This window comes from Brevibacillus sp. 7WMA2, from assembly GCF_010748895.1.
Taxonomy (GTDB): domain Bacteria; phylum Bacillota; class Bacilli; order Brevibacillales; family Brevibacillaceae; genus Brevibacillus_B; species Brevibacillus_B halotolerans.
Genome location: NZ_CP048799.1, coordinates 4297909 through 4317067 on the forward strand (window position 1 = coordinate 4297909; position 19159 = coordinate 4317067).

A 19159-nucleotide genomic window follows, 5' to 3' on the forward strand; every position below is an offset into this window, starting at 1 on the left:
TAACATGTGGCAATTGATAAAAAGTTATACATGTTACTTGTGAGAATAGACTCAAGCTGGAAGAGATTAAAAAACGGTAACCGGGAAATTTCCTCCCAATTACCGTTTTGTTATCCTAAATGAGATTGCTTTTGCGGCAAGGTCGCAATAAACATAACCCCCTGCTGCTCAGAAATATTTTTAGCCGTAATCGATCCTCCATGCGCTTCTAGAACAGCACGTGCAATAGCCAGACCTAAGCCGTGCTTACCTGTTTTCCCTTTCCGGAAACGTTGGAATAAATAGGGCATGACGCTTTCCTCAATAGGCGGACCGTCATTAGAAATAGCGATTTCGATTTGTTCCTTTACCACTTTGGCTGTGATGGTGATTGTGGTTTTGGCGTATCGTAGCTGATTTTCCACAATATTAGTAAAAGCACTGTAAAGCTGTTCACCATCGCCCTTCATTGGCAGGGTTTCCGGTATCTCGATCTGCCATGCTAAATGTGGGTGCAGAAGATGATAGCGCTGATGTAATAGACCAATCATTTCTGTTAAGTCTAATGAAGTAAAGGTCATCATTTTATCAACTGATTCTACTTTGGTTAAATACAATAGTTGTTCAACTACATTCTCCAAACGGTTGCTTTCCTCCATAATAATGGATAAGCCTTTTTGGGCCTCAGCACCTTGAAAAACGCCGTCTATTAAGCCTTGTGCATAGCCTTGAATCGCCATAATTGGCGTTTTTAATTCATGAGAAATATTTTGCACAAAGTGTTGCTGAGATTCGTCATGATCCTTCAATTGCTTTTTCATCATGTCAAAGGAGCGAGCCAATTGACCGATCTCATCCTTGCGATCAACCATTAGAGGAATGTCAAATTGACGACGCGCAATCTTTTGGCAGGATTCCTCTAAACGGCGTAAGGGGGTACTCAAATACCCGCTAAACCAACCAGCTAATAACAAGCTGACAAAGATAAAAAAGGCAAAAATAATGAAGAATCTTTTGGTAAGCATGTTATTGATTTGAATGATTTCCTTTTCCTTTGTAAAAATCACGAGGTAATAAGGGAATCCAAAATAGTCCATTTTCTGGCTTACCATCAAGAAATTTTCATTATCCCACTCGGTGCTTCCTTTATAAGGGGTTGAGCCTTTGTGAGCAGAAGCTTCTTTAAAAAGTCCAGCTGCAACCTTCAGTGGAACGCCCTCCTTGGGCAGATGCTGGAACCCGATCAGTTGACCATCTTTACTAAACACCATCATCTGAAAAGAAAAGTTATAGTTTTGTAACAATAACATCAGCATGCGTGGAGAAGTGAAAGATGGTAATGGTACAAGCTCGTGCTGTTGCGTAAAGGAGATTTGATCTGACACCTTCTCAAATTCATCCTCAAGCAATGAATACGTATTATCCAGTAGAATCTGCTTTAAGGTATAAGGATAAAGAATGGCTACACTTGCCCCAAGCACGATTGTCATGGATAAAAACAGTAAAAAAATCTGTTTGGCTAACGGCATGTTCTGCAACGAAAATTTTTCTCTCATTTCGTCATCCGGTAACCAAAGCCATATACCGTCTCCAATGGAAAATCAGGCATCTTTTTACGAATCCGTTTTACCAGATCATCCACGGCACGATCTGATCCGATGTAGTCATCGCCCCAAACAGCCGTAAGGATTTGCTCGCGCTGCAAAGCTTGGCCCTGATTTTTTATAAAGTAAAGCACCAAATCAAACTCTTTTGTTGTTAAATCAATCATTTGCTCGTTTTCCTTAACCAATCTGCCTTTTTCCGAAATGAAATATGAAGAGACATTTATCCAGTCCTCATACACTACCGGAGATTGGGCAGGTGTTGTTACAGATAGTCCAGTCTTTTCATAGGTGCGATGCAACAAACGCTGTGTGCGAATGACTAGCTCACGAGGCAAAAAGGGCTTTGCCAAATAGTCATCGCTACCTAGCTCTAGCCCGATAATTTTATCAATATCCTGATCCCGAGCAGAAATGAACATGATCGGAACGTCTTCCCATTTATTTCGGATTAGTCTAAGAAGCTCGTATCCATCTATATCAGGCAACATAATATCAAGAATCCATAAGTGTGGTTTCGTATCGTCAAGGACAGCCAGAACCTCTTCACCGCTCTGAAAGGTTTTTACTTCAAAACCCGCCCGCACAAGATAGGAGCGCAATAGCTCCAGCAAATTCGTTTCATCATCAACCAGATAAACCAGATAAGGTGTGGTCTGAGTCATGGTCACCCTTCCTTTCTACCTATCATAGTACCATAGCTTGCATAAAAACATGTGGGAACCAAATAGAAGGAATGTGGGAAAGTTGTGGCAGGAATTATGCGGAACTTGCTCGAAAAATAGTAGGGACAAAAAAGGAGTGAGGCATATATGACACATTTCTGGAAGTATGCGGTTGTCGTTGTTACAGCATCAGCCTTATTGGCATCATGTAATCCGTTTGCAAATAAAGAACAACCACCGCAACCAAATCCGGTAACGCCACCAGTTTCTGAGCCTTTACAAGAAAAGACATTTCCTTATACAGCTCCGCTAACAGGGACGGGGGTGGATGAGCGAATTGATCATCGTCCCGTAATGGTTATGGTTAATAATCATCCAAAAGCTAGACCGCAATCTGGACTGGATAAAGCTGATATCGTGTACGAAGTGCTGTCGGAAGGTGAAGTGACACGCTTTTTAGCCATTTTTCACAGTCAAACTCCTAAAACGATTGGACCAGTAAGAAGTATTCGTCCGTACTTTATTAAATTGGGCAGAGGCTTAGATTCTATTCTGGTGCATGTAGGTGGAAGCCCGGATGCTCTCACCATACTTAAAGGCGCAGATGACGATATTAATGAGATCAGTAACAGTACGTATTTCTGGAGGGAAAAGTTCCGTTCCGCTCCTCATAATGTATATACCGATCTAAGCCATATCGAAAAAGCGATGCAGGCAAAAAATATGCGTTTGACCTCTGATCTACCGTTTTTCCCCTTCCTGCCTAAAGACACTAAAATAGAGCAAGGACAGCCTGCGGCAGAAATTAAGGTCAAACCACATCCGCAATACTCGCTTAGTTACAAATATGATGCGGATAAGGAGAAATATTTACGCTTTACACAAGGTGAGGTTCATAAGGATCTAACATCAGACAAACAACTTGAAATCACGAATGTACTGGTGATTTCCACTAAGCATAAGGTTCTAGATAATGAAGGCCGGCGTGAGGTCGATGTAAATGGCCCTGGGGAAGGTTATCTGTTCCAGCAAGGAAAAGCAAAATCAATCAAATGGGCAAGAAAGGATGGCGTTATTCGGGCATTTGAGGACGCTACTCTAACGCAGGAAATCCCTTTGCTCCCGGGCAATACATGGGTAAACATCGTGCCGAATACACCAAGCCTAGACCAGCATCTTAGCTTTCAATAACCAAACTTTAGGAAACAGGTAAAATTGATAAACATCGTCTTGCACAGAGATGTCTTTTGCTCTATCATGAAAGCAGAACTTTAGTACTTAAAAACTTTACAGAGAGAAAAAGTTCCCAAGACGATCACGGGGTGATTTTTCATGCAATTAGAGAAATTGAAGGGTAAGGGAATTGAACAACTTTTTGAATCAATCTTGTCCTTAAAAGACATGGAAGAATGCTATAAATTTTTTGATGATCTATGTACAGTAAATGAGATGCAGTCACTTGCTCAACGCTTGGAAGTGGCGCGCATGCTGCGTAAAGGATATACCTATAACCACATTGAATCGGAAACAGGTGCGAGTACAGCGACGATCTCTCGTGTTAAGCGATGCCTCAATTACGGTAATGATGGTTACCAGCTGGCATTGGATCGGATCGGTAAATAAAGCGGAGGTATCAACGTGATTGAATTTAGCAACTGGCGACATGTTTTTAAACTGGACCCAGAAAAGCCTATTGATGACGATCAATTGGAGCAAATCTGCGAGTCAGGTACAGATGCGATTATTGTAGGGGGAACCCTTGGTGTCACATTTGACAACACGCTTGACCTAATGTCGCGTATTAGACGCTATGCTGTACCGTGCATGCTGGAGGTCTCCAATTTGCAGGCCATCGTTCCAGGCTTTGACGGATACTTTATCCCTATCGTTTTAAATGCAAGCAATCCAGATGTGATTTTTGCTCCGCATGTAGAGGCTCTAAGCTCACTGGGAAGCTATATACATTGGGATGATATTGTAGCGGAGGGGTATCTGGTGTTTAATCCGGATTCGGCGGTAGCTGAGGTAACCAGCGCTCGTGCCATTTCGTCACAAGCAGAAGCGAAGGCTTACGTGCAAACGGCTACAAAATTATGTCGTTTGCCAATCGTGTATATCGAATACAGCGGTACATATGGCGACCCGCAGATGGTTGAGGCCTGTAAAACAGCTTTGGATGAAGGGCACCTCATGTATGGTGGCGGGATTACGGATGCAAGCCAAGCTCGTGAAATGGCAGCAATCGCTGATACAGTGGTTGTTGGCAATATCATCTATGATTCTCTGGAACAGGCTCTATCTACTGTTGCTGCGGTAAAAGAGACAGAGCGTCGTTTCTAGTTTAGTTTTACTTACACATGATTTACAGGAAACTCCTTGAGCCAATGCCGAGGAGTTTCTTTTCTTTAAGATAAAAAATGGAATAAAAAAGGAGTCTTTTTTCCTAAAAGAGTGAGTGGCATAACGGGGAAAGATATGACAAAATAGGAACATATGCTTTCTTTTGGGACGAAGGAAAAGAAGCAAAATGAAAGGTGGCTTACGGCATGTTAGCTCAAGATAATTTTTTCGCGGGTTTAAATCCTGAACAGAAAAAAGCAGTGGAGACCACAGAGGGACCAGTGCTGATTCTGGCAGGGGCAGGCAGTGGTAAAACCCGCGTTCTTACCCAACGAATTTCATATCTAGTTGGATATAAGCAGGCGTTTCCTTGGAGCATTCTGGCGATTACCTTTACGAATAAAGCGGCTCGTGAGATGAAAGAGCGTGTGGAAAGAATGGTTGGTCGGGATGCTGGAGCGGATGATATTTGGATTTCTACTTTCCATTCTCTGTGTGTACGCATTTTACGAAGAGATGTCGATCGGATTAACATTAGCCGTAATTTTACCATTTTGGATGCGGGCGATCAGTTGACTGTGGTCAAGCAGTGTATGAAAGAACTAAATATTGATGTGAAAAAATTTGAACCACGGTCTATTTTAGGCGCAATTAGTGGAGCGAAGAACGAATTGCTAGATCCAAAGCGTTATGAGCAAGTAGCGGGAGATCAGTTCCAGCGCATTGTAGCACAAGTGTATGAGCTGTACATGAAGAAGCTGAAAACGAACCAATCGCTTGATTTTGATGACCTAATCATGACGACGATTCGCTTATTTAAAGAAGTGCCGGAAGTGTTGGAATTCTATCAGCGTAAGTTCAAATATATCCATGTAGATGAGTATCAGGATACAAACCGTGCCCAATATATGCTGATTAGTATGCTTGCTGACATGCACAAAAACATTTGCTGTGTGGGTGATGCAGACCAGAGTATTTATAAATGGCGCGGTGCTGATATTTCGATCATTCTTAACTTTGAGAAGGAATATCCTCATGCGAAATTAATAAAGCTGGAGCAAAACTATCGCTCGACGAAAATTATCTTAGAAGCAGCTAACCACGTCATTAAAAATAATAAGAACCGCAAAGAGAAAAATCTTTGGACCAACAAAGAGGCAGGAGACAAAATTTATTGCTATCAGGCTGAATCAGAGCATGACGAAGCCTACTTTGTGGTGGATATGATTCGAGAACAACTGAAAACCTATAAACGATACGACAAATTTGCCATTTTATATCGTACGAATGCCCAGTCTCGTGTACTGGAGGATGTGTTGGTTAAGTCGACTATTCCTTATACCATCGTCGGAGGCACGAAGTTCTACGATCGCAAGGAGATTAAAGATGTACTAGCTTATTTACGCTTAGTATCCAATCCTGACGATGATATCAGCTTGACCCGTATTATTAATGTACCAAAGCGTAATATAGGGGATACCACGGTAGAAAAGCTGCAAGCCTATGCCAGCTCACATGGTTTGACACTCTTTCAAGCCGTCCAGGAAGTAGCGTATATGGGGCTTGCCTCTCGAACAACCAATGCTATTTTAGCCTTCTCGGATATGATAAAGAACCTGATGCAGATGGTGGATTATTTAAGTGTAACCGAGCTTGTTGAGGAAATCTTGAAGCAATCGGGCTATCGTGAATCGTTAAAAGAGGATAAATCACTAGAAGCAGCGGCTCGCTTAGAAAACATCGACGAGTTTCTGTCCGTTACGCAAGAATTTGAGAAAAAGAGCGAGGATAAAACCTTGCTGGCTTTTCTAACTGACCTAGCATTGGTGGCAGACATTGATTCACTTGGCAATGATGATACAGAGGAAGCGGTACCAGATGATGGACAAGTCGTGCTAATGACCTTGCACAGCGCTAAAGGCTTGGAGTTTCCTGTTGTCTTCCTAGTAGGTATGGAGGAAGGAGTTTTCCCTCATAGTCGCGCTCTATTTGATGACAGTGAAATGGAAGAGGAACGACGTCTGGCTTATGTGGGAATTACTCGTGCCGAACAAAAATTATTTATGACACGAGCAAGAATGCGTACGCTATATGGACGTACAAATATGAATATGCAATCCCGCTTTTTCATGGAAATACCAGAGGAATTACTTACTGGTGACCTCGGTTCAGGAGGTGGGTCTGAAGGCGGTTTTGGTTCAAGTGGCGTCTTCGGCTCAGGCTCAGGATTTGGTGCTGGCCGCAAAGGTCAACCCGGTCGATTTGGAGCAGGCGGACGTACAGGGGGTACATTTGGACGTTCCCCTAAACCTACAGAATCCACTGTCTCAATGCAGCCAAGCGCATTTCGTGGCTTGAACCAGGCAACAAAATTGCCGGCACACGGAGCAGCCTCGCAAACAGATTGGAAGGTAGGAGATAAGGCTAAGCATGGTAAATGGGGAACAGGAACAGTGGTTAGTGTGAAAGGTGCAGGTGACAACACCGAGCTGGATATTGCCTTCCCTAGTCCAGTAGGCATTAAGAAATTACTTGCTAAGTTTGCTCCTATTGAAAAAGGTTGATTTTGAACGAACGGAAAGGATGAAGAGATACGTGGATCGTGTTGCTGCAGAACAACAAATTGCAAAACTAAAGAAACGGATTGAAGAGGAAAGCCGTCATTATTATACAGAGGATAATCCGCAGATTACGGACCAGGAATATGATCAAATGATGCGTGAATTGCAAGACCTGGAGGACCAATGGCCGGACATGGTTGCTCCTGATTCTCCTACCCAGCGTGTCGGAGGTATGCCATTGCCTTTTTTTGAAAAGGTTGTGCATAAAACACCGATGTTAAGCCTTGGGAATGCTTTTGATGAGGATGATTTACGCGATTTTGATCGTCGTGTGCGTCAGGGCTTAGGGAACCAAACCGTTCGCTATGTCTGCGAATTAAAAATTGATGGGCTAGCTGTCTCTCTTCGTTATGAAAACGGACTTTTCGTAAAGGGAGCAACACGTGGAGATGGAACTACCGGGGAGGATATCACCCAAAACCTGAAAACGATTCGCTCTATTCCGTTGCGTTTACCAGAACCAATTACCATGGAGGTTCGCGGAGAGGCCTTTATGTCAAAAATTGCTTTTGACCGCTTGAATAAAGAACGGGCGGAGCGGGAAGAAGCATTATTTGCTAATCCGCGCAACTCAGCGGCAGGTTCCTTGCGTCAGCTAGATCCTAAGATTGCAGCCTCTCGCTCTCTTTCCACGTTTATTTATCAGATCGGTGAAGTAGAAGGGCGTCAGATTGATTCTCACAGTGAGGGCCTTACTTTCTTAGAGCGGCTAGGCTTTTCGGTGAATCAGGAACGCCGTACCTTTGATGACATAGAAGAAGTAATAGAATTTGTGCAAGGCTGGACCCTCAAACGCCCAGAGCTCTCTTATGAGATTGATGGTATGGTAATTAAAGTAGATAGTTTTGCTCAGCAACAGGAACTTGGCTTTACAGCGAAGAGTCCACGCTGGGCGATTGCTTATAAATTCCCGGCTGAAGAGGCCGTGACACAGTTAAAGGATATTGAGGTGTCAGTTGGGCGTACCGGAGTGGTGACACCTACAGCGTTGCTTCAGCCTGTCATTTTAGCTGGAACTGAGGTAAAACGAGCATCTTTACACAACGAAGACATTATTATGAAAAAAGGTCTACTCTTAGGTGATTACGTGCTTGTAAAAAAAGCAGGTGACATTATACCTGAGATTGTAGAAGTGTTAAAGGAACGACGCACGGGAGAAGAACGTCCATTTATGATGCCAACTCACTGCCCGGAGTGTGCGAGCGAATTGGTTCGTCTACCGGACGAAGTGGCATTGCGTTGTATTAATCCAGAATGTCCAGCCGTTATTCGTGAAGGAATGTCTCACTTTGTATCCCGACAAGCGATGAATTTAGATGGACTTGGAGAGAAAGTGGTAGCTTCACTATTTGCCGCAGGTCTCATTACAAGTGTCGCCGATTTATATTATCTGCACGATAAGCGGGAACAACTGTTACAATTAGAGAGAATGGGTGAGAAATCTGTCGATAAGATGCTACAAGCAATTGAAGCTAGCAAGGAAAATTCTGTGGAGCGCCTACTTTTCGGATTAGGAATTCGGTTGGTGGGAGCCAAAGCAGCGAAGGTACTTGCTGAGCAATTCGGTGACATTGATCATATCATGCAGGCGACAGCAGAAGAACTGATCGCTATTGACGAGATCGGTCCCAAAATGGCTGAAAGCATCTTAACCTATTTCTCCATGCCGCAAGTACAAGAATTGATTGAGAAGCTCAAGAATGCTGGTGTGAACATGAAATATAAAGGTGTTCGCGTCCAAGCAGGTGATGACCTTCCCTTCTCAGGTAAAACAGTAGTCTTAACCGGTACACTGACGCAATTAACACGGCAGGAGGCGGAGGAAAAGATTGCTATGCTTGGCGGCAAAGTAACAGGGAGCGTTAGTAAAAAAACCGATCTCGTAATTGCTGGCGAAAAAGCAGGCTCCAAATTAGAAAAAGCTGAAAAATTGGGTATAACTGTACTGGATGAAGAGGCATTTTTAGCGCTATTATCATAGGTGGGCTGAGGAGATATTAAGCAAAGGTGTGAAGGTGATGGATAGATTCACGCTTAAACAGATGGGAGCAAGCATTAGTGTGTTCCTTTTGCTCAGTGGTTGTGCTACTGCAACACATAAATCAGTTGAAACAGAAATCGTAGATGCGGGCCAGACGATGGAAGAACCGGGTGTAAAACAATCGGTGAAATTGGCTCAGATCACAGGTGAACTGACGTACCAGGACGTGTTGCAAAAAGGGGACAGTATTAATTCATTGGCTCTGGATCAAGGGGGAGAACAAGTCTGGCTGGCAACGCATGCGGGACTCTATGCATCTGCCGATCATGGATTATGGGGAGCAGTTGCAGACGAGTTGGAACAGGCGGATGTCAAGACGATCTACTTTGATCCGAAGAAGCCGAAACAGGTATATATAGCCGGTGAAAAGGTTTGCAAGGTATCCAAGGATGGGGGTAAATCTTGGAAACGGATAGAGGGAGGATTGCCACAAGGGTATGACATTCAATCTCTAATCGGAGCTTTAACCGATAAAGGGACATTCCTCTATGCATTTGTGAACCGTGAAGGCGTATATGAATCAACAGATGCCGGTGCAAATTGGCATTTACGATTCCCTATTGATTCAGTAGAAGGATATGATTTGGATTATGTACCCAGTGAGCAGAAATTGTACGTACTCACTCAAAACGAACTGTTATCAATAGATATACATGGTGGCGATTGGCAGGTTGAATGGCGAGAAAGCGATTCGCACATTTACTCAATTGCAGCAAATAAATCTACAGACACCTTATATGCAGCAAGTGATAAAGGTATTTTAATTAAGGCTGGCAAGGAGTGGACTCTCCTATCCTCAGACCTTCCAGAAAAACTGATTAATATCTCCTACGGTACAGCCGATACACCTATCATCGGAATTGGAGAATCAGCCCAAATTTATAGATACAGCCAAGAAAAGTGGAAAAAGTGGGAGTAACAAGTAAGGAGTTTGCAATATGAAAACGAAAAGAAAGCTTGTACGTTATCTTTGCATCCTGATAGCTTGTTCGGTGCTGTTGTCAGCATGTTCATTGTTACCGGGAAAGAAGGATAGCGCAGATCCGGTAGCGCCTGCCGTGTCTTCTGTTCTACAGGTGGACGAAAATTACTACGGCAGCGCCGCCATGCCTTATCAAAAGAACCAAACACGAGGCATGCTTAGCTCTAATCCTAAATATCGCATTGATTTTAGCCACTTAGAGTATGGCATGATGGAAATTGCAAAGGAAAGCTTTTCTCCGAGTTCGTACTTGTTTCAGGAAGGCCAGCGAATCTCCCGCAAGCAGGTAACCACTTGGATTGAATGGGAAAAGAAGAACCCGGAAGGTTTAAATCCGGATAAAGCCAATAAATTGCTTGTCAATGTGCTGGAGCATAATTATCTGGATAAAAAAGACCAAAAGCTGGCGGGTATAGTTTTAGGCCTATCTTTATCCCCAATTTATCAAGATCCGTCTGGTTTGGAAAAACGGTTAAGTGTGGACGAGCTACGGTTGAAGGGGCAACAAATCGCTGCCAAAATCGTCATGAAGGTAAGAGCGGAGAATCCAGAGATACCGCTTGTTGTAGCGATGTATCAAGTGCCAGAATCAAGCTCTAACCTAGTACCGGGTAATTTTATCATGTCTGGTATCGTGAATGCGAATGACAGCAGTGTTGCGAAATGGCAGCCCATCAATGAAGAATATTTCCTTCTGCCAGGGGATGCGGCATACAGTAAGTATCCACAGGCCTCCTTGCAATACGAGAAATTGATGAAGCAGGGACAGAGCTTCTTCCAGGAATTTGTGGGAATGACAGGCACGGCACGCTTCTTAAATGGAGATTTGACAGAATTGACCATCAATGCAACCGCAGAGTATGATTCTCGGACAGAAGTAATTCAGTTCACACAGATGATTGCTCAAGCAATAGATCAATATATAGATAAAAGGGTTCATGTAAACTTTTATGTTCAGTCCATCAATCAACCATTAGCGATTTATGTGCGACCAGCTGATGGAAAATCGTACATGCATATCTATCGAAATTAACACATGTGTATAAACAGAGTGAGACACCAATTAGACAGAACTGTTCAATTGGTGTCTTTTTTCGTACGTTTTTACATAATTATAAAGAATGGCATATATCTTGCATATATTGTTTGATGTAACAAGTTGATCATGGAAGATGAAGTAGGAGGCGAACTTAAGTGCAAGTAGAATTCAAAAATGAACCGTTCGTTAATTTTAATCTGCCTGAAAATAAGCAAGCATTTCAAGCCGCTTTGGATATAGTTGAAAGCGAACTTGGACGTGAATATGATCTCATCATTGGTGGAGAACGTATCAAAACGGAGAAGAAAAGCCGTTCCATGAACCCTTCCCAAAAAGATGAATGCATCGGGGTTGTTTCTCAAGCTGACCAAGAATTAGCAGAGAAAGCCATTCAAGTAGCAGCAACAACCTTTGAAACCTGGAAACGTGTTGCTCCTACTGCTCGTTCTCGCTATTTGTACAAGGCAGCAGCTATCCTGCGCCGTCGTAAACATGAATTTTCAGCTTGGTTGGTAAAGGAATCAGGCAAAAGCTGGCCTGAGGCTGATGCTGATACAGCAGAAGCAATCGATTTCATGGAATACTATGCAAGACAAATGGATCAATTAGGTCAGCGACATTCACTACCGCGTATTCCTGGTGAAGATAATGAGTTGTACTATATTCCTTTGGGTGTAGGAATCGTTATTCCTCCATGGAATTTCCCGCTTGCTATTATGGTAGGCATGACCACGGCAGCGTTGGTAACAGGGAATACCGTTGTTTTGAAACCAGCTTCTACTACTCCGGTCATTGCAGCTAAGTTCATGGAGATTCTTGATGAGGCAGGCGTTCCTGCTGGTGTTGTTAACTTTGTGCCAGGCAGCGGAAGCGAAATTGGTGATTATTTAGTAGAACATACATTGACTCGTTTCATTTCATTTACAGGCTCTCGTGATGTAGGTCTGCGTATTAATGAGCTGGCGGCCAAACACCGTCCAGGTCAAAAATGGATGAAGCGTTTAGTGGCTGAAATGGGTGGCAAGGACTCGATTATTGTTGATAACGATGCTGATCTGGAATTAGCCGCACAAGCGATTACAGCATCTGCGTTTGGCTTCTCTGGTCAAAAATGCTCGGCTTGCTCCCGCGCAATCATTCATGCAGATGTATACGACGAGGTACTGGCGCGTGTTGTTGAGCATACAAAAGCATTAACAGTAGGAAATGTCAGCAACCCTGAGTTCTATACAGGTCCAGTAGTGGATGAAAAAGCATATAATAAAATTTTGGAATATATCGAGATCGGAAAACAAGAGGGTAAATTAATGGCTGGTGGAGAAAAAGGGCCGGAGGAAGGCTACTATATTATGCCAACTGTATTTGCTGACGTGGCTCCAGATGCTCGAATTATGCAGGAGGAAATCTTTGGGCCGTTTGTGGCTTTCTGCAAAGCTAATGATTTTGACCATGCTTTAAAAATCGCTAACAATACAGAATATGGACTAACTGGTTCTGTTATCAGCCGAAATCGTGCCCATTTAGAACGCGCACGTGAGGAGTTTCATGTAGGCAATTTGTATTTCAACCGTAAATGTACAGGTGCATTAGTAGGTGTACATCCATTCGGCGGCTTCAACATGTCAGGAACGGACTCCAAAGCAGGCGGACCTGATTACCTTCTGTTATTTACACAAGCAAAATTAGTGTCTGAATTACTATAAGCATCCTGACAAAAAGAGGGAGCCCGCAGTAGATAAACTACTTGGGCTACCCTCTTTATTTATGAGTAAGATCGAACACGAGTTAACTAGATGTAGACAGGATAGCTTGGCTGTAGCTACTGTTCGAGACATGATCCAGCCAAGCTATGCTACTTGAATGCATCTGATTTGAATCAAAGTGCAGATAACGTTATACCGGAAAAGAATTATGATATATACTGTTCGTACAGATAGTAAAAGGAGTCTATTTTGCCAAACTTTAAGTTTATTTTAGCTAACAAGGCTAGTCCTTTTAGCAAATAACGCTGGGATTTGTACTCATTAAAGTAATGCAGGGCTTCTTCTAAATGTGACAGCGCCTCAGAGCCTTTTCCCATTTCACATAAGATAGAAGCATAGACTAACTTGGCCTCTGCATAGGCATGCTCATTTATTGAGTGCTCAAAGATGTCTAAGCATAGCTGGCTAGCCTCCTCATAGCGTTGCAAGCCTTTGAGGATATTCGCATGTTCAATCTTTGATTCAATCCGTTTCGCAAGGTCTTGAGGGGAGTGAAGCGACATAGCCCGCGTGATATATTCATGTGCTAGCTGATAATGCTTTTGCTCGGTATAAATGACGGCTAAATTGTTGTAAATATTAGCCTCTAAGGCAAGAGAAGGAGAGATTTTTAGAATATCTAACGATTTTTCGTAGTAGCGCTGGGCTACTTCGTACTGCTTTAAAATTTGATGGCAAACTCCTAATAATAAATAAATGGACTCCATCCGATATATGGCGCGTAGGCTTTTGCATATCTGTTCCGCTTGCCTAAGATGTTCGATTGCCGAATGGATTTCACCCATGGAGACGTGCATATAGCCAGTAGCATGTAACAGGGTGATATGTAATAAGCCATTAATTTGGTAACGATTGGTTAATTGCATTGCTTCGTTTAAATAGGGAAGAGCCTTATCTGCTTTCTTCGTCTTGCAATAATAAAAGCCCAATGAAGTAAGGATACGTACTTGCCATTCATATTTATCAAGTTCACGGGCAATTTTAATACTTTCTTGAAAGAGGGATTCCGCAATATCGAAATGATTTCTATTCTCCGATAAGACAGCTTTCGACCAGAGATACATACACGTTTGCTCAAGACTCATTTCAGCGCCTTCTAATTTATTGAACCATTTTTGGGCGATCTCCCAATCCTGTGCATCAATGCTATTTACCAGATGGCGAAAGTTATTTTCGATTTCAATTTTTGTAAAGGCTGGTTTGACAGTTGGAGTAAAAATAGTGGAGAGATCGGTCTGTAATTTCTTAGCTAGTTCTTCTAGGATTTCAGGAGAGGGAACGACATCTCCTTTTTCTATTTGGCTAATATAACTACGATTGCAAATACCTTCAGCTAGCTCACCTTGGGTTAGGCCTAGCTTCTTACGATATTCTCGAATTCCTTTTCCGATTTGATTGCTCACCTTACCTCACCCTTTTTGTCAGAATTGTTCTATTGTTTATTATACAAGAATTTTCACTATTTTTACATTTCTTATCCCTGATCTTCATATTCTTTTTGTCAACTTAATCGACAAATATGATGAACCGTCAGTTTTTGTAAAAAATGCTTGGATGATAACCGAGTTGCTCCCTTTTTTTAAATTTTTAAAAATATCTTTCGGTAGAACTATGAAATTCTTACATCTATGGTACGATAAGTATGGTATATAAATAAGAAATCATACTTTATACCTGTTTTCTTGTACATGAAATACATAGAATCTAGGTAAGCCGATCTGGATTGGCTCCGCACAGCACGACCTACAAAACTATAGATCCGTTGGCTGTTGGATTGTACTATTTAATTTGTTATCGTCAGAGGCGTTCTACATGACATCATATCCCTCTGGTGGTGTAGGGAAAAGGAGAGCTGCGGGAATGATCAATAGGTTGATCAATGGAACAATTGATTTAGTACGAAATACGTTGACAAACAAAGAGGGATTTATGATCTTTCTTTTATGGGATCATCTTTGGCTGTCGATCATCTACTCATGGTTTACAGGTATATCCGTGTGGAACCTTACATCGGTAGGACTCATTGTGACATTGCTTGTGTCACTCTGGTATTTTATCAAGAAGGATAGCATTTGGTTGCGTTATTTGGTTGCAGTAGGCTTTGTCTTTTATTCACTATCCTTTGATCATTTTACACCATATCCAGAAATGGCGATCCTACCAATCGTAGTGTTGGCATTGATGTCTGCTTATTTAGATTATAAGGTAGTGTTATTTACAGGTCTTTTGTATATAGCTTCTATGCTAATTGGTTATCAGACAGATTGGTATACTTTATTTAAAAGTGAGCATGATCTTATTAATCTGGGCCTTCGTCTTGTTGGTGTCGTATTCACTACAATTGTTTCGATATACTTATGCTTGTCGGGGCGTGCATCCTTGCAGTGTGTGGAAGAGGCTCGTCAGGAGGCAGAGGTGAAAGAGGCTCAGCTAACCGAGCTATTGTCCAGTGTCTCAACTATGATTGAGAACCTAGATGCGACCTCTAACCAAGTGAATGAAAATGCTGATATCACGAAGCAAAACACGGATGAAATGCTGGTTGCCTTTAAAGAAGTGGCAACAGGCATGGAACAGCAGGCACAGTCCACTGTGAAGGTGGAAGAGGATATTCAGTCCATTGATCATGAAATAAAGAAAGTAAATGAACAAGCAAATGAAATGAAAGAGGAAGCCTTGCGAAATAATCGCCGTCTTTCTGAAGGCATTGATATGATGACCGATCTTACAGCTCAAATGCAACATATTGTCAGTACGGTCGATATGGCGTCAAATACGATTCATAAGTTAAATCAACAGGCTGGCCAGGTAGAAGCTATTGTGGAGACGATTAATCAAATTGCTACGCAAACCAACCTTCTAGCCCTAAATGCTGCCATTGAATCAGCGCGTGCAGGCGAACATGGCCGAGGCTTTGGTGTAGTGGCAGATGAGGTTCGTAAGCTGGCAGAGCAGAGCGCAACGGCTACACAGCAGATCGCTAGAATTTTGGAAGCGCTACATCAGGATACACAAACCGCTGTAGTTCATATGAAAGAGGGTGAAAGCTCTGTTTCCAAGGGGCAGGAACTAGCCAATAAGACAGTTGAATCCATGGGAAAAGTGCGTACAGGAATGGCGGGCTTTATGGGATCAGTTGAACTGGTACAGGTCAGCATGGTGCAAGTAAAGCAACGATCTAGTGAGGTAACAAATGAAGTTTCGAATATTACCTCCATCACCGAGGAATCTGTAGCTAGTTTAGAGCAGCTATTCGCTTCGGCTGAGACACAGCGTGATAAAATCAGCAGTATTACGGAGGAAATTCACCAATTAAACGAGCTTTCACACTCTTTACGTCACTCTTTGCATTAAGGCCCATGCAGAAGGCCTCTGCTAGTATTTGCGGGGAGCCTCCTGTCGTGGTAGAGTAGCAATGTATACCATGAGTAGGAGAGGTCTTATGAAGAAACGTGTGTTTCAAGGGCTAATAAACAAACTTCCGCAAAACGTAATGTCCAGACAAATGGGAAAAGTGGCTAGCTCCCGTTTCAGCCGTTTTGCCATCCAAAAATATATCAATCATTATCAGATTGACGTGTCGGAAATTGAAAAGCCTGTTCGTGAGTATCGCTCGTTAAAGGAATTTTTTACACGCCGCCTGAAACCTGAAGCGAGACCTATCGATATGGATGCTGAGATAGTCAGCCCAGTTGATGGGAAAGTATCCCAGATGGGAGATATTCAACAAGGAACACTCATCCAAGCAAAGGGTAAAACGTATACGGTCAGCCAATTGCTAGGCAATGATGAACATGTGGCATGCCGCTTCAATGGAGGCTCCTTTATGACCATCTATTTAAGCCCGCGTGACTATCATCGTATTCATATGCCAGTTGAAGGCAAGCTGTTTAAATACTCCTACCTGCCAGGGAAGCTTTACCCTGTGAACAATATAGGCGTTGAGCATGTTGAACAGCTTTTTGCTCGAAATGAAAGACTGATCACTTATGTTCAGAGTAAGGCATGTGGAAATGTAGCTGTGGTAAAGGTGGGCGCATTATTTGTAGGTAGCGTAAAAGTAACGTATAATACGCAAACCACGAACGTAAAAAATGGAAAACAAGTTTGTGAAGCGATTGGTGGCACTCCCCTCTTTGAAAAAGGAAGAGAACTAGGCTGGTTTGAATTCGGTTCCACCGTTATTTTGTTGTTTGAAAAAAGCAAGATGAATTGGGCAGAAGGAATTCAAGAAGGCAGTGTGCTAAAAATGGGGCAAAAAATCGCAAGTAGCGTAACTGTAGAATAAGAACACGTAAAAAAATCCTTTTTGCTGCTTATCCTGATGATAGGTGGGGGCAAAAGGGATTTTTTGTGTTTTTCTATAGATATAGAGGTGATAGAGTGGGAGGCCCTTTTCGTTTGCAGTATGCAGTCAACCTAGTTTGTAATAGGACGAGGAGCGAGATTCTTACTAAGCGAAATTGTTCCATAATTTGCTGAGGCAATTTTTATTCGATATACTGGAAGATACATATATCGTTTTGGCTTTCGAGTAACAACATAATATGGCAGGAACAGATTTCAGAGACGGAATCGACCAAATAAGATTACACATCGAGAAAAGGAGAGTTAATAAACTATGGAGATCATTTGGCATGATATCAAGGACATTACGTCACCATTAATCCCTCAAGCACTAGAATTGTACGAGCAAATGTTTACCGAAGATTTACGTGAGCCTAATGAGATATTGTTAAAAGGGCTTACGGATAAAGGTCCAACAGCACCAGATGCTTTTCATCTATTAGTAGGAACCAATGAGAATCAACAAGTGGTGGCTGTTAGCACATTCCATTACCTGGCAGCATGGAATTTCGGATTTATTGTATATATGATGGTGAACCCAGCTATTCAAAGCGGTGGTGTAGGTAGTAAAATGATGGATAAAATTGAGAAAATTCTGCAAGAGGATGCCCGTAAGCATGGTGCGGAACTGACTGGTTTTATACTGGAGACAGAGCGTGAAGAGGATGCACATGATGAGGAAGAACAGATCCTGACTCAACGCCGATTGCGATTCTTCAGCCGAAATGGCTTGGTGCCTGTGAAAGGCGTTCCTTACAAGCAACCACCGTTATGGGAGAATACGCAAGAGGTTCCACTGCATTTACTAGTAAAATGGACAAAGGATACAGATGGATTCTTACAAAAAGAATGGTATCGTTTTGTTCAAGATGTATATAAGGAAAAGTATGGAAAAATAAATAACGTAAAAGCCGAAATTTTGCATGAAATGGAAGCTGAATTACTTGCTAATCTTCAAGTTTAGCAAAATGCTACCATTAAATTAAGATAATCTTAAGGTTTGTGTAAGATTGATGAAAGAGTAACCATGTATCATTGTACATGTAGGGACGGCACGAGAGATTAGGTAAGAGATTGCATTATCTTACGTGCCTCCTCAACAACAATTAGATGAAGTGGTGTTGAACATGGGTGTACCGATGCACGCTAAAAGTCAGACAACTGAATACTATGAGGATCGCGAATTCCATGAATTGTATGATGAGTTTTTTGACCGTGTAAATCGTTATTTGCGTTGCCGCGTACATAATACCTGGGATGCCGACGATTTGACGACTGTTGTATTTATTAAGGCTTTGGAAAAATTCCAACAATATAGCCGTACAAGTCCGTTCGCCGGATGGATTTTTAGTATAGCCCATCATACATTTATTGATTTTTGTCGTAAAAAGAAAGAATTACCGATGGATCACACGGAGTTCTTTGAGAGCAGTATTGATAATACATGGAATCCGGAAGAACATGCTCTCTCAAATGAAGAGACGCTTCTTCTTCGTGAAACATTAGAAAAGCTGACACGCGACCAACGTGATGTTTTGTCCTTGCGTTACTTCGGCGATCTTCGCATTGCACAAGTGGCTGACATCCTAGGAAAAACAGAAGCAAGCGTTAAAACAATTTCCCACCGTGGATTAAAAGAGTTACGTAAATTATATACAGGAAAGAAGCTGAAATAGAAGACTCATAGGTAGGGTCTTCTATTTTTTTTATCAATTTTGCTTGGCTTGGGTAAAACTTTTCATAGAGAAGTTCTAGGGACTATCGGCTTTATCATGAGG

15 protein-coding genes are annotated in these 19159 nt (G+C 42.3%); 12 read left to right on the forward strand and 3 right to left on the reverse strand.

Going from position 1 to position 19159, the window contains the following annotated elements; translation table 11 throughout:
• Positions 1–110: 110 nt before the first annotated feature.
• Together GOP56_RS18480 and GOP56_RS18485 are read right to left on the reverse strand one after the other, a co-directional pair.
• A complete protein-coding gene (locus tag GOP56_RS18480) occupies positions 111–1535 on the reverse strand; it encodes a HAMP domain-containing sensor histidine kinase (RefSeq protein ID WP_068793731.1) in 1425 nt (474 codons plus the stop codon).
• Entirely contained in the window at positions 1532–2248 is a 717-nt protein-coding gene (locus tag GOP56_RS18485) for a response regulator transcription factor (protein WP_003335676.1), read from the reverse strand. The genes GOP56_RS18480 and GOP56_RS18485 overlap by 4 nt, the downstream gene beginning before the upstream one ends.
• 147 nt (positions 2249–2395) lie before the next feature.
• On the opposite strand from GOP56_RS18485, the gene GOP56_RS18490 reads away from it, so the two are divergent.
• The 8 genes from GOP56_RS18490 to pruA all read left to right on the forward strand — a co-directional run bounded on the left by GOP56_RS18490 (position 2396) and on the right by pruA (position 12974).
• On the forward strand, positions 2396–3439 hold the full coding sequence (locus GOP56_RS18490) for a DUF3048 domain-containing protein (RefSeq protein WP_163246239.1): 1044 nt from the start codon (positions 2396–2398) through the stop codon (positions 3437–3439).
• A 141-nt stretch (positions 3440–3580) separates the two neighbouring features.
• On the forward strand, positions 3581–3871 hold the full coding sequence (locus GOP56_RS18495; protein ID WP_003335673.1) for a YerC/YecD family TrpR-related protein: 291 nt from the start codon (positions 3581–3583) through the stop codon (positions 3869–3871).
• A gap of 15 nt (positions 3872–3886) precedes the next feature.
• Positions 3887–4588: a heptaprenylglyceryl phosphate synthase gene (locus GOP56_RS18500; protein WP_004432782.1), complete on the forward strand. Its 702-nt coding sequence runs from the start codon at positions 3887–3889 to the stop codon at positions 4586–4588.
• A gap of 206 nt (positions 4589–4794) precedes the next feature.
• Positions 4795–7152: a DNA helicase PcrA gene (gene pcrA, locus GOP56_RS18505; RefSeq protein WP_163246240.1), complete on the forward strand. Its 2358-nt coding sequence runs from the start codon at positions 4795–4797 to the stop codon at positions 7150–7152.
• Between the two features lie 31 nt (positions 7153–7183).
• Positions 7184–9190, forward strand: a complete 2007-nt coding sequence (ligA, locus tag GOP56_RS18510; protein WP_163246241.1) for an NAD-dependent DNA ligase LigA — start codon at positions 7184–7186, stop codon at positions 9188–9190.
• 37 nt (positions 9191–9227) lie between these two features.
• Positions 9228–10169 carry a WD40/YVTN/BNR-like repeat-containing protein gene (locus tag GOP56_RS18515; RefSeq protein WP_163246242.1) on the forward strand — a complete coding sequence of 314 codons (942 nt, stop codon included), beginning with the start codon at positions 9228–9230 and terminating at the stop codon, positions 10167–10169.
• Between the two features lie 19 nt (positions 10170–10188).
• Positions 10189–11265, forward strand: coding sequence for a CamS family sex pheromone protein (locus tag GOP56_RS18520; RefSeq protein ID WP_003335668.1), 1077 nt, complete (start codon positions 10189–10191; stop codon positions 11263–11265).
• Between the two features lie 161 nt (positions 11266–11426).
• Positions 11427–12974, forward strand: a complete 1548-nt coding sequence (gene pruA / locus GOP56_RS18525; protein ID WP_163246243.1) for an L-glutamate gamma-semialdehyde dehydrogenase — start codon at positions 11427–11429, stop codon at positions 12972–12974.
• A gap of 206 nt (positions 12975–13180) precedes the next feature.
• Here pruA and GOP56_RS18530 read toward each other — a convergent pair whose 3' ends face one another.
• Positions 13181–14437 carry a helix-turn-helix transcriptional regulator gene (locus tag GOP56_RS18530; RefSeq protein WP_096887930.1) on the reverse strand — a complete coding sequence of 419 codons (1257 nt, stop codon included), beginning with the start codon at positions 14435–14437 and terminating at the stop codon, positions 13181–13183.
• Between the two features lie 457 nt (positions 14438–14894).
• Between GOP56_RS18530 and GOP56_RS18535 the strand changes: the two genes are divergently transcribed.
• The 4 genes from GOP56_RS18535 (at position 14895) to GOP56_RS18550 (ending at position 19057) form a co-directional block, all read left to right on the forward strand.
• Positions 14895–16388, forward strand: a complete 1494-nt coding sequence (locus GOP56_RS18535) for a methyl-accepting chemotaxis protein (RefSeq protein ID WP_163246244.1) — start codon at positions 14895–14897, stop codon at positions 16386–16388.
• Positions 16389–16476: 88 nt separating this feature from the next.
• Positions 16477–17322: an archaetidylserine decarboxylase gene (gene asd, locus GOP56_RS18540; RefSeq protein WP_003335664.1), complete on the forward strand. Its 846-nt coding sequence runs from the start codon at positions 16477–16479 to the stop codon at positions 17320–17322.
• Between the two features lie 333 nt (positions 17323–17655).
• The gene (locus tag GOP56_RS18545; RefSeq protein ID WP_163246245.1) at positions 17656–18345 is read left to right on the forward strand and encodes a GNAT family N-acetyltransferase; all 690 of its coding nucleotides are present in this window, start codon (positions 17656–17658) and stop codon (positions 18343–18345) included.
• A gap of 163 nt (positions 18346–18508) precedes the next feature.
• Positions 18509–19057 carry an RNA polymerase sigma factor gene (locus GOP56_RS18550; RefSeq protein ID WP_022584205.1) on the forward strand — a complete coding sequence of 183 codons (549 nt, stop codon included), beginning with the start codon at positions 18509–18511 and terminating at the stop codon, positions 19055–19057.
• Positions 19058–19159: the final 102 nt, after the last annotated feature.

What these genes read in the sequence shown, in the direction of transcription:
- GOP56_RS18480 (WP_068793731.1), bottom strand. Translation starts at nt 1,535, where the DNA reads ATGAGAGAAAAATTTTCGTTGCAGAACATGCCGTTAGCCAAACAGATT.
- GOP56_RS18485 (WP_003335676.1), bottom strand. Translation starts at nt 2,248, where the DNA reads ATGACTCAGACCACACCTTATCTGGTTTATCTGGTTGATGATGAAACG.
- GOP56_RS18495 (WP_003335673.1), top strand. Translation starts at nt 3,581, where the DNA reads ATGCAATTAGAGAAATTGAAGGGTAAGGGAATTGAACAACTTTTTGAA.
- GOP56_RS18545 (WP_163246245.1), top strand. Translation starts at nt 17,656, where the DNA reads ATGGAGATCATTTGGCATGATATCAAGGACATTACGTCACCATTAATC.
- GOP56_RS18515 (WP_163246242.1), top strand. Translation starts at nt 9,228, where the DNA reads ATGGATAGATTCACGCTTAAACAGATGGGAGCAAGCATTAGTGTGTTC.
- asd (WP_003335664.1), top strand. Translation starts at nt 16,477, where the DNA reads ATGAAGAAACGTGTGTTTCAAGGGCTAATAAACAAACTTCCGCAAAAC.
- GOP56_RS18535 (WP_163246244.1), top strand. Translation starts at nt 14,895, where the DNA reads ATGATCAATAGGTTGATCAATGGAACAATTGATTTAGTACGAAATACG.
- GOP56_RS18550 (WP_022584205.1), top strand. Translation starts at nt 18,509, where the DNA reads ATGGGTGTACCGATGCACGCTAAAAGTCAGACAACTGAATACTATGAG.
- GOP56_RS18520 (WP_003335668.1), top strand. Translation starts at nt 10,189, where the DNA reads ATGAAAACGAAAAGAAAGCTTGTACGTTATCTTTGCATCCTGATAGCT.
- GOP56_RS18490 (WP_163246239.1), top strand. Translation starts at nt 2,396, where the DNA reads ATGACACATTTCTGGAAGTATGCGGTTGTCGTTGTTACAGCATCAGCC.
- pcrA (WP_163246240.1), top strand. Translation starts at nt 4,795, where the DNA reads ATGTTAGCTCAAGATAATTTTTTCGCGGGTTTAAATCCTGAACAGAAA.